Origin of the sequence: Bradyrhizobium sp. NBAIM08 (assembly GCF_020193935.1) — a bacterium.
Lineage (GTDB): Bacteria > Pseudomonadota > Alphaproteobacteria > Rhizobiales > Xanthobacteraceae > Bradyrhizobium > Bradyrhizobium yuanmingense.
In genome coordinates this window covers 876,748-888,842 of sequence record NZ_JADYVR010000002.1, presented here as the reverse complement: position 1 = coordinate 888,842, position 12,095 = coordinate 876,748, and the positions used below count along the sequence as shown (strand labels likewise).

The following is a 12,095-nucleotide window of genomic DNA, read 5'->3' as shown; positions in this document are numbered from 1 at the left end:
TGGTACTCCCGATGCGCACCGCCGTGGATCTGGTCCGCGGCGGTTTTTCGTTGGTCCATAATCAGCAAGCTGCACTTGTCGCGATTGATGACAGTGTCATGAAACACCACCGCGATAAAATGCACCATCATGCTACATCGGAAAAGTTCCTTCTTACGCAGTTAGAATTGCAGCAATCTGCGACATGTTCTGAAATCTCGATATTTTCCCGCGTATTGGCGCGCAAGCGCGGAGGTTGCATTGTGTTCTCCCGTCGCCAGTTTTGAGGTCTTACAAAAAGGCGCGTCGATATTGCTTTGACCCTCGTCGGCTTCTGACCTAGTCAAACGTCTCTGCTTTCGCTTTCCGAAAAGGGGATCGCGCCATGATGGTGTTCGACAGAGACGACGTCACCTTCACCGTCGTCGTCAATCACGAAGAGCAATACTCCATCTGGCCGACGTTCAAGGAGATTCCGGCCGGCTGGAAGGCGGTGGGCAAGTCAGGCAGCAAGAAGGAATGTCTCGACCATATCGAGCAGGTGTGGACCGACATGCGCCCGCTCAGCTTGCGCAAGTTCATGGACGGCGCGTCGCCTCAGCAGACGACGTAGTCAGCGAAGTCTGGTTGTCCGATGCGGCTTCTTTGTCTGCCTTATTCCGGCGGCAGTGCCATGTTCTATGCGCGGTGGCGCAGGCTGCTGCCGTCATGGATCGACGTTCGGCCGGTCGAATGGCCCGGGCGTGGTGCGCGCATGGACGAGCCGCTGGCGACCGATCCGGGCGTGCTGGCGGCGCAGCTGGCTGGTGAACTCGCGGCGCAGCTCGACGGGCCCTATGCGTTGTTCGGGCACAGCCTCGGTGCCGTGATCGCGTTCGAGCTCGCACATGGCCTGCTCGATAGCGGAGTGCCTGCGCCGGCCATTCTCTTCGCCTCGGGTGCGGAAGCGCCGGCGGTTCGGGACGGCAGCAAGTGGCGCCATCCCCTGAGCGACCAGGCGCTGATGCAGGAGCTGCGTGATCTTCAGGGCACACCCGACGAGGCGCTGTCGAATGCCGAGTTGATGCGATCCGCGCTGCCGGTACTGCGCGCAGATTTTCTGATGTGCGGAGCCTATGCCTACCGGCCGCGGCGTCCATTGCCGTGCCCCGTACACGTTTTTGGCGGAGCGGACGACGAGACCAGCCGCGAAGCACTCGAGGCTTGGCGGCTGGAGACCTCGGCGGCATTCACGCTCGATATTCTGCCCGGGCATCACTTCTTCATTCACACACAGCAGGCCGAACTGATCGACCGGATCGGCTGGGCGCTGGCCCGGCAATCGGGGCGATCGACCGGTTTGCATCGGAGCGAGGATCATGAGCGCGTTCTCCGTCCAGCCACTCATTGAGGGCAAGGCTCTTCCCATGCTGCTTAGGGCAGGTGAGGCCGGGCAGCCGCTCGGCGAATCCCTTCCCATGCTGCGTGCAACGATCGACCGGTACCTCACCGACAGCGGCGGCATCGTGTTTCGCGATTTCGCGCTCGATGGTCCCGATGCGTTTCGAGCCTTCGCGGCCGATTTCGGCCACCCGCTGCTGACCTACGAGTTCGGGTCGACGCCGCGTTCGCAGGTGACCTCAGGCGTCTACACGTCCACGGAGTATCCGCCGCACCAGCATATCCCGCTGCACAACGAGCAGGCCTATACCCGCGATTGGCCGATGAAGATCTGGTTCTACTGCATGCAGCCGGCGCTGGAAGGCGGCGAGACGCCGATCGCCGACAGCCGCGCCATCTATCGCGACATGCCGCCGGCCATTCGCGAGCGGTTCGCCGAGAAGGGCGTGATGTATGTGCGGAACTACGGCAACGGGCTCGACGTCGATTGGCAGCAGGTGTTCGGCACCGACTCCAGATCGGAGGTGGAAGCTTACTGCGCTCGCCACGACATCGAATGCGAGTGGAAGGAAGATGGCGAACTCCGTACGCGCCAGGTCTGTCAGGGCACGGCGCAGCACCCGGTCACGAAGGAGTGGGTCTGGTTCAACCAGGCGCATCTGTTCCATGTCTCCAATCTCGAGCCGGAGGTGCGCGAGAGTCTGCTCGACGTGGTCGAGGACGAAGCCGATCTACCGCGCAACGTCTTCTATGGCGACGGTTCGACGATCGAGGACGAAACATTGTCAACGGTCCGGACCGTTCTGGAGAGGCACAAGATCAGCTTTCCCTGGCAGGCTGGGGACGTCGTGATGCTCGACAACATGCTCACCGCGCACGCGCGTGCCCCGTTCAAGGGGCCGCGCAAGGTGATCGTCGCCATGGCCGAAGCTCATCGGCAGGGGTGATCGGCGGCACTCGGCGTGGGGATTTCCGGCGCGCGGCCGGACAGGAATTTTCGAAGATGGATAGATCCAACCTCGTCGAACGCTTGCGAGAGCATGCCGCTTTGCGACCGCAGAAGATGGCTTTGCGGTTCCTCGAAGGCGACGACGTTGCCGATGAGCTGACGTTTGCCGCGCTGGACGCTCGGATCAGGGCGCTTGCGGCATGGTTTCAGCAGATGGGCGGTGCGGGCGAACGGGCGGTGATTCTGCTTCCGAGCGGGATCAACTATGCCGTCGCATTCTATGCCTGCCTGTATTCGGGCGTAGTCGCCGTGCCGGCGTATCCGCCTGAGGGCGGTCCCGAGCGCTATGCAGGACGACTGAACGGTATCCTGCGGGATGCCGCGCCTCGCTTCATCCTGGTGGAGACGGGGCTGCGCGGTCTCATCGAGGCGGCATTGCCCGAGCTCGCCGACGTGGAGATCGTTGCGGTGGACACGATTTCGCCCGATCTCGCCGCGGACTGGTGCGAGACGAGGCCTGCCACCGATGGGATCGCGTTCCTCCAATACACATCCGGCTCGACCTCGCAGCCGAAGGGCGTTTGCGTCTCCCATGGCAATCTAGCGGCCAACGAGCGTGCGATCGAAGCGGTTTGTAGTGGAACGCCGGACGATGTGTTTGTGAGCTGGCTGCCGCTCTATCACGACATGGGGCTGATCGGCGGACTTCTGAACCCGCTGTTCACGGGCTTTACCGGCGTCCTGATGTCGCCACGGAACTTCCTGGAGCGGCCACGGCGCTGGCTCGAGGCCATCGACCGTCACGGCGGCACGTTGAGCGGTGGCCCCGACTTCGCGTACTCACTCTGCACCGACCGCATCTCGGAAGAGACCATCCGTCGGCTCGACCTCAGCCGGTGGAGGTTTGCGTTCTCGGGCTCGGAGTTCGTCCGCCGCACCACCTTCGAGAAATTTGGCGACCGGTTTGCGCGGGCCGGGTTCGATCGACGGGCGTTGACGGCTTGCTATGGACTTGCGGAGGCGACGCTGCTTGTCACGGCCAGCGACATCACCGCCGGGACCGTCAGCTACACGCTCGACACCGCGGAACTCGCCGCCGGCCGCATCGCGAGCGCCAGCGAAGGCACGGACCTCGTGGCATGTGGTCGAACTGCTGCTGGTCACGCCGTGCGCATCATGCGCGTCGACGAATCGGCGGTGGCCGAGGCGAATGAGGTGGGCGAGATCTGGGTCACTGGTCCCAGTGTCGCGCTCGGCTACTGGAACAATGTCGAGGCCACGCATCAAGCCTTCGTCGAGCGAGATGGTGCGCGTTGGCTGCGGACCGGCGACATCGGCTTCCTTCGCGACGGCGCACTCGTGGTGGCCGGTCGTCTCAAGGACCTGCTGATCGTTCGCGGGCAGAACGTCTATCCGACGGATGTTGAGCAGGCGGTCGAAGCCGAGGTCGAAACCGTCCGCAGCGGACGGGTTGCCGCCTTTCCCATCGAGGTCGAGGGGCGTGAAGCCATCGGAGTGGCGGCGGAGTTCAGCCGCGCCGTGCTCAAGCGTAGCAATCCGGAAGCGCTCGCACATGCGATCGGCGAAGCCGTGCTCCGGCAGGCGCAGGAATATCCGGCCGTGATCGTTCTGCTGAACCCGCAAGCGATGCCGCTGACGACGAGCGGCAAGCTGCAGCGGTCGGCCTGCGCAACGCGTCTCGCCGACAACACGCTCGACAGCTTCGCGGTGTTCGAGAGAGGGCGTCGCCGCGGCACTGCATCCCTGACGGTGCCGGCGACTGATACCGAGCGCGCCGTCGCTGCGATGTGGTGCGAGGCGCTTGGCGTCGCGGCGGTGCATCGCGAGGACGATTTCTTTGTGCTGGGCGGAAACTCGATCGCGGCTGGCCAAGTAGCCGCGGCGATCCGCGACCGCCTGAACGTGGAAGTGGAGCTGCGCACCTTCTTCGACGCGCCGGCGCTTGCGGCCTTCGCTGGCCGGATCGATGTTTTGGCGGGCACCGGCGCTGGCCGGGCGCTCCCGCCGATCCCATGGGCCGTCGCGGCCGATCGCACGATGCTGTCGCACGCACAGGAGCGGCTCTGGTTCCTCTGGAACATGGATCCTGCTGGGACAGCCTATACCGTTGCGAGCACAATCGGTCTGAAGGGACGGCTCGACCGTGCAGTGCTTTCGCGTGCTTTCGGCGAGATCGTCCGTCGTCACGAGATATTGCGCACCACGTTCATCGCCAGAGACGGCCGTGGGACGCAGCTCGTCCACGATGTCATGAGCATCGGCGTTCGGCACGAGGATCTCCGCGCCTATTCTGTGCGGGAGCGCTCCGAGCGCGCGGAGACGGTCAGGCGATCAGAGCTCGGCAAGCCGTTCGATCTCGTGAACGGGCCATTGTTGCGCGTCGTGCTGCTTCAATTCGCGGACGATGCGTATGAACTGCTGCTGCTGGCCCATCACATCATCGTCGATGGCAGGTCGCTTGATGTGTTGCTCGAAGAGCTGGCCGCTCTCTATCGAGCCGGTACTGGTCAAGGCGCAGGCGTGCCGCCGGTTCCGGCAATTCAATATGCTGATTTTGCGGCCTGGCAGCGAAGCTGGCTTGCGGGCGGCGAGGGCGATCGGCAGCTCGCCTATTGGCGCGCCAAGCTCGGCGATGTTCACCCGGTGCTGGCGCTGCCGCATGATCGGCCGCGCCCGACGATCCAGAGCCATGCCGGCGATACGATCGGTCTGGCCATCGACGCCGTGCTTGCGTCCCGGCTCCGGGAGATCGCCGGCAAGCAGCGCGTCAGCGTCTTCATGCTGCTGCTCGGCGCATATTACGCGCTGCTCCAGCGCTACACCGGGCAGAGTGATTTGCGTGTCGGCGTGCCGGTCGCCGGGCGCCGGCATACGCAGCTCGAACGACTGATCGGATGTTTCGTCAACACGCTGGTGCTGCGGGCCGAGATGACCGCCGAAGCGAGCTTCACCAGCCTGTTGCGTCAGGTCAGGGAGTCGGTGGTCGAGGCGCTGACGCACCAGGATCTTCCGTTCGAAATGCTGGTCGACGGCCTCAAGCCCGAACGCAGCGGTGGGCAAAATCCCCTGTTCCAGGCGAAGTTCAACTACATGACGGCGCCGGGCGGTTTCTCCGGCGTCGGGGGGCTCACTGCCGACATCGACATTGTCGATCTCGCTGGTTCGCATTTCGATGTCGCCCTCGACGTCATCGATGGCGTCGGCATGAAGGTCACGTTCAACTACGCCACCGATCTGTTCGAGCGTCCGACTATCGCGCGATTGGCGACGCAATTCGGTTCGATGCTGCGCCAGATTGCCGACAACGCCGAGCGGCGGATATCGGACTTCGTCATCGACGACGGACACCGGCAGACCGTGCCGAGTGAGGCTGCGGCGTTCGGCTTCGCCGATGTGGTGAGCCTGCATCGCGCGGCGACAGTCGATCGACAGACCGCCATCGCCATTCGATGCGGCCGGGGGCAACTGACCTTTGCGGCGCTCGAGCAGCGGTCAAATCGTATCGCACACGCCCTCATCGCGAAGGGCGTGGCACGCGAGACACCGGTTGCGCTGTGGATCGAGCGCTCTCCGGCCTTTGTCGTCGCCTTGCTCGGTGTGCTGAAGGCGGGCGGCTCTTATGTCCCGCTCGATCCGAAATGGCCGTTGGAGCGCGTCCGCCGTATCCTGACCGACGGTGGCATCGACATCATGCTTGCGGCGGGCGACAAATTGGCGGATGCGCGCGAGCGGGGCTGCCTGGTGCTCGAGGCGGAGGCGGAAGCGGCGCGCGCCGAGGTGTCGAGCCTGCCGCCCGACACGATCATTCACCCGGCGCAGACCGCTTACGTCATCTATACCTCCGGATCGACCGGCGCGCCTAAGGGCGTCAGCGTCTCGCACGGGGCCTTGGCCAATTACGTGCAAGCCTTGTTGCAGCGCCTGAAGCCGCGCCCGTCGGCGAGCATGGCGATGGTTTCGACGGTGGCGGCCGACCTCGGCCACACTGTCCTGTTCGGTGCGCTCGCATCCGGCGGCACGCTGCATCTGCTGTCACCGGAGGCCGTATTCGACGCGGATGCGTTTGCACAAGCGATGCGCGAGGGCGAGGTCGACATTCTCAAGATCGTGCCGAGCCATCTGCGAGGGCTGCTTCAGGCCTCGCACTCGGCCGATCTGCTCCCCCGCGACGCGCTCGTCCTGGGCGGCGAGGCGTGCGATGGCGCGCTGCTGGACGACGTCCGGCGTTTGCGGCCGGAATGCCGGATCCTGAATCATTACGGGCCCACGGAAACGACCGTCGGTGCGGTGACGCATGAGTGCGCGGCAGGCCGCGGGGACGGTTCGGTTCCGATCGGTCTGCCTCTTGCCAATCTGCGCGTCCATGTCCTCGATGACGCCTTGAACGAGGTGCCGATCGGAGTCGTTGGCGAGCTCTATGTCGGCGGCGCTGGGCTGGCGCGGGGCTATCGCGGCGCGGCGGGCCTGACCGCGGAACGCTTCGTGCCGGATCCGTTCGGCGCCGCGGGCGGGCGCCTCTACCGAACCGGGGATCGTGTCCGCTGCGACCGCGAGGGCCGGCTGATATTCCTGGGTCGTTCTGATGACCAGATCAAGTTGCGCGGCTATCGCATCGAGTTGGGCGAGGTCGCGCGCGTTATCAAGGCGCTGCAGGGGATCGGTGACGCGGTGGTCGTTTCACGCGCCATCGGTGAAAGTGAGCGCCAGGAGCTGATCGCCTATTGCGTGGCTGAGAGCGGCGCCGCTCCACAGGCCGATGCGATCAAGCAACAGCTGGCTGCAATCGTGCCGGACTATATGGTTCCGTCACACATCGTCATGTTGGCGCAATTGCCGCTGACGCCGAATGGAAAGGTCGATCGTCGCGCCTTGCCCGAACCGGCCGAAGAAGGGGCGTCGGCCGGCTATGCCGCGCCTGCGGGGGATATTGAAATTGCCATCGCGGCGGTCTGGTGCGAGGTGCTCGTTCGCGAGCGCGTCGGCCGTAATGACAATTTCTTCGAACTCGGCGGCGATTCGATTCTGAGCCTGCAGATCATCGCCCGCTTGCGCAAGCGCGGCATCCGGCTCACTCCGAAGCAGATCTTCAGCCAGCAGACGATTGCCGGGTTGGCGACGGTCGCCGTGATATCGGCGGGGACGACCAAGAAGGAGAGACCGGCGGCGAAGGCGTCAGTCGGCGACACCGCATCTGGCATGCCCCATCTGATGCCGATTCAGACGCGCTTCTTCGCCGAGGAGATTGCCAACCGGGATCACTGGAACCAGGCGGTTCTGCTGCTGCCCCGTATGCAGGTCGATTGGGAGACGCTGCGGCGCGCGCTTGCGGCCATCTCGGACCATCACGATGCGCTGCGTTTGCGGTTCAAGCAGGTGGATGGCGCCTGGCGGGCGGAGCAGGGCCCGGCACCGGCGTCATCCGAACTGTTATGGATTCACGCGGGCGTCGGCGGCGCGACGGACATCACGGCGCTCGCCCGTGCCGCGCAGGAAAGCCTCTCACTGTCTTCCGGACCGCTGCTGCGCGCGGTCGGCATGGACCTGGCGGACGGTAGCCAACGCTTGCTGCTTGCGATCCATCATCTCGTCGTCGATGGCGTGTCCTGGCGTATCCTGCTGGAAGACCTGGCGTTGGCCTATGACCAGCTGCAGCGTGGCAGTCCCGTCGCGCTGCCGCCGAAGAGCGACTCCTTTGCCTCGTGGAGCGAGCGGCTGCATGCCTATGCGGGAACGGCGGAGATCGCGGCCGAATTGCCGTATTGGCTGGATCGTGGCGCCGGCGCACGCCTGCCATGCAACGACGACCATGGCGATGTCGATCGCGTCGGTGATGGCGGCGAGGTGTCCTTGGTGTTGGATGCCGACCTGACGTCACAGCTCCTCGAACAGGCGCCGGCTGCCTATCGGACCCAGGCCAACGATCTCCTGCTCGCCGGTCTCGTGCGCGCGGTGTCGCGCTGGAGCCAGCACGACGAGATCACCGTGGAGCTCGAAGGCCACGGCCGCGAGGAGATCTTCCCAGATGCGGATGTGTCCCGCACCGTCGGCTGGTTCACGACGGCCTTCCCGGTCCGGCTGAAAGATGCAGGCGACGAGGCGTCGCTGATCAAGGCGGTCAAGGAGACGCTTCGCGCGATTCCGAATCGCGGGATCGGCTATGGCGTGTTGCGCCATCTCGGCTCCGAGCAGCAGCGCCATGCTCTGGCTCAATTGGCGGAGCCGCAGATCGTCTTCAACTATCTAGGCCGCTTCGACGCCAACATAGGCACCAACCAGCGCTTCTCCTTCGCAGCGGAGAGTGCAGGTCCCTCGCGTAGCGCCACGGCACCCATGCGCGGCTGGCTGAACATCACTGGCCTCGTGCGTGACGGCCGATTGGAACTATCTCTCGGATACGGACGCAAGCGCTACCGGGACGCGACGGTCGAGCGGCTCGCCGCACATTACAAAGACGCACTGCGCGAACTGATCACCCACTGCTGCAATGGAGCGTTCGGCCTCACGCCATCGGATGTCCCGCTGTCTGGGCTCGCTCAAGCCGACCTCGACCGGTTGGCTGCGAACCTGGATCTGCGCGGCATCGAGGACATCTATCCGCTCTCGCCGATGCAGCAGGGCATGCTGTTTCATGCGCTGCGCGACGGTGCCAACGACGCCTATGTGAATCAGGTCGGGCTCGAGCTGTTCGGCGTCGATGCCGGCAAGCTGAAAGCCGCGTGGCAGATGGTCAGCGACCGGCATGCGACCCTGCGGACCGGGTTTGTCTGGCAGAACCTGTCGGGCGCAGCGCAGCAGGTGGTGCATCGCCAAGTGACGGTGCCGTTCGTCGAGGAGGATTGGCGCGACAGCGCGCCTGCGGATCTGCAAGCCGCGCTGGCGGAGATGTCCCGGCGTGAGCGCGCGATGGGCTTCGACATTTCGCAGCCGCCGCTTCAGCGTATCCGTCTGATCCGTCTCGACGACGACAGGCATTGGCTGATCTGGACCCATCATCACATCTTCGTCGATGGTTGGAGCTCGGCCCGGCTCGTGGCCGAGGTGTTGCAGCAGGCGAGCGGCCGCCCGCTGCCGGCCGTGCAGGGCGGCTATCGCGACTACATTGCATGGTTGCAGGGCCGCGATCGCGAGAGCGCCGAGAGGTTCTGGCGCGAGGCTCTGGCAGGGCTTGAGGCGCCCACATTGCTCGCGAACACACTGACGCCCCCCAAAACATCCCTCGCCGAAGGCCATGCCAGCGTCGGGCTTGCGGTGGACGCAGCGTTGACCGAGCGATTGAAGTCCTTTGCCAGGCATGAACGGGTGACGCTCAATACGCTCATCCAGGGCGCGTGGGCGCAGCTGCTGCGGCGTCATTCGGGGCAGTCCGCGGTCTCTTTCGGCGTGACCATCTCGGGTCGTCCGGCCGAATTGCCCGGTTCAGAGGAGATGGTGGGCCTCTTCATCAACACGCTTCCCATCGTCGATGCGACCAGCCCGCAAGCTATCGTGGGCGATTGGCTGCGCCAGTTGCAGGAACAGAATTTGGCGCTGCGCGAGCACGGTTGGACGCCGCTCTACGACATTCAGCGCCTCGCCGGCCGTGCCGGGCAGCCGCTGTTCGACAGTATCCTGGTGTTCGAAAACTATCCGATCGACGAGGGGGTGCTGCGAGGCGGGGAAGGTGGTCCGCGGCTGGGACGTGTGGCGCATGTGACGCCGACGAACTATGCGCTGGCGGTCGCGGTGTTCGCCGCCGGCGATCGGCTGAACATTGAATTCAACTATGACCGGAGCCGGGTCGACGAGGCGGCGATCCTGCGCCTTCGCGACATTCTCCACGCCCTGCTGGAACGGATTGCGGCGAATTCGGAATGTGCGCTCGGTGATCTTTCTGCGGCAGTCGAGCAGGACGCGCGACGAGCTCTCGAATGGAGTGGCGCAGCGCGGCTGACCTCCGCATCATCCTGCGCCGACGTCGTGATGCATATCGAAGCACAGGCCGCGCAGGCGCGGTCTGCCATTGCCATCGTCTGCGGCGACCAGCGCATCTCCTATGGCGAGTTGAACGCGCGTGCGAACGCGCTCGCACGACGCCTTCGCCTCTGGAACGTCGGTCCGGATCGGCTGGTCGGCATTGCCTTGAGCCGAAGCCCGGACATGATCATCGCGCTGCTCGCGGTTCTGAAGGCCGGAGGCGCCTATCTGCCGCTCGATCCGGATTATCCGGCCGAGCGGCTTGCCTACATGCTGCGTGACGGCGGCGCGGCGCTGGTCCTGACGCAAGGCGCGCTGCTCGAGCCGCTTGCACCGGTGCTGCGCGAAGCCGGGGTCGAGGCGCTCTGCATCGACCAGCCATCGCCGCGCGCCGGCGAGGACGGCGGGAACCTCGACATCGAAATCCATCCGGACAGCCTGGCCTATGTCATCTACACGTCCGGGTCGACCGGCGCGCCGAAAGGCGTGGCGGTTGCGCGCGGACCGCTGGCGATGCATTGCGAAGCCATCGGCCAACTGTACCGCATGACCTCGCGTGACCGCGAGTTCCAGACGGCATCGATCAATTTCGACATCGCCCACGAGCGATGGCTGGTACCGCTGATGACGGGCGGTTCGCTCGTCCTGCCTTCGAAGCCCGGTCTCCTGATTGACGATCTCGTCAGCGAGATGACCCGCAACGCGGTGACCTCGATCTTTCTGCCGCCGGCCTATGCGGATCAATTGAGCGCGGCATTGCGGCAGGGCGGGCGCAGGCTGGCGATCAGGGCCTGTATCGTCGGTGGCGAAGCCTGGTCCGATACCGGAGTCAGGGCATTTCGAGAAGCTGTCAAGATCGATCTTCTGGTCAACGCCTACGGCCCGACCGAGACGGTGATCGCGCCGACGGCGTGGATCGTCGACGCCGCCGCGTTGACACCTCACCAACCCGCACCGATCGGACGGCCCGTTGGTGCGAGGTCGGCGCACATTCTCGATTCCGACCTCAATATCGTTCCCGCCGGCGTCACCGGCGAGCTGTTCATCGGTGGTGTTGGCCAGGCCCGCGGCTATCTGAACCGGGCTGCACTGACCGCGGAGCGGTTCGTCCCCGATCCGTTCAGCGACGATGGCACGCGCCTCTATCGCACCGGCGATCTCGCGCGCTGGCGCAACGACGGCGTGATTGAATATGTCGGCCGCGCCGACCAGCAGGTGAAGATCCGCGGCTTCCGTATCGAGCTCGGAGAGATCGAGGCGCGTCTGCTCGAGCAGCGTGGCGTGCGTGCGGCGGCCGTTGTGGCGGGCGAAGGCCGGACCGGGCGCCAATTGTTCGCCTATGCGAGTGGCGGGCCGTCGCTCGACGGCCGCGCCTTGCGCGATGCACTGTCCGCCGTTCTGCCTGACTACATGGTGCCGTCGTCGGTGACGGTGCTGGAGCAGTTGCCGCTCACCGCTAACGGTAAGATCGATCGGCGTGCACTGCCGGCGCCGGGCGAGGATGCGTTGGTGCGTCGCACCTACGAGGCACCCGAGGACGAGATCGAGCTTGCGCTGGCTGGGATCTGGGCGGAGCTGCTCGACGTCGATCAGGTCGGACGCAACGATCACTTCTTCGAGCTCGGCGGACATTCCTTGCTCGCAGTGCGGGTGCTGAGCCGGGTGTCGCAGGAGATCGGCGTGTCAATCGCGGTCTCGGATCTGTTCGCTCATCCCGATCTTGCCTCATTTGCCCGGGTCGTTTCGATCAGGCTCATCGAGCAAGAATTCGATGCCGAAGAGCTCCAGGAACTGGTGGGAACGGAGCAGTGAG

The 12,095-nt window shown here is 64.9% G+C and carries 5 protein-coding genes; all 5 read left to right on the top strand.

The features are described from left to right. The first annotated feature begins 11 nt into the window (after window positions 1-11). Window positions 12-266: a hypothetical protein gene (locus tag I6F37_RS10335; protein ID WP_141697691.1), complete on the top strand. Its 255-nt coding sequence runs from the start codon at window positions 12-14 to the stop codon at window positions 264-266. A 98-nt stretch (window positions 267-364) separates the two neighbouring features. Continuing rightward, a complete protein-coding gene (locus tag I6F37_RS10330) occupies window positions 365-592 on the top strand; it encodes an MbtH family protein (protein ID WP_036013449.1) in 228 nt (75 codons plus the stop codon). A gap of 21 nt (window positions 593-613) precedes the next feature. Beyond that, window positions 614-1,369, top strand: a complete 756-nt coding sequence (locus tag I6F37_RS10325; protein WP_081494622.1) for a thioesterase II family protein — start codon at window positions 614-616, stop codon at window positions 1,367-1,369. Continuing rightward, window positions 1,338-2,306 (top strand): TauD/TfdA family dioxygenase, encoded by a 969-nt coding sequence (locus I6F37_RS10320; RefSeq protein ID WP_036013450.1) that lies wholly within the window; start codon window positions 1,338-1,340, stop codon window positions 2,304-2,306. Before I6F37_RS10325 ends, I6F37_RS10320 begins: the two co-directional genes overlap by 32 nt. A 56-nt stretch (window positions 2,307-2,362) precedes the next feature. Then, the gene (locus tag I6F37_RS10315; protein WP_225151091.1) at window positions 2,363-12,094 is read left to right on the top strand and encodes a non-ribosomal peptide synthetase; all 9,732 of its coding nucleotides are present in this window, start codon (window positions 2,363-2,365) and stop codon (window positions 12,092-12,094) included. Window position 12,095 lies beyond the last annotated feature (1 nt).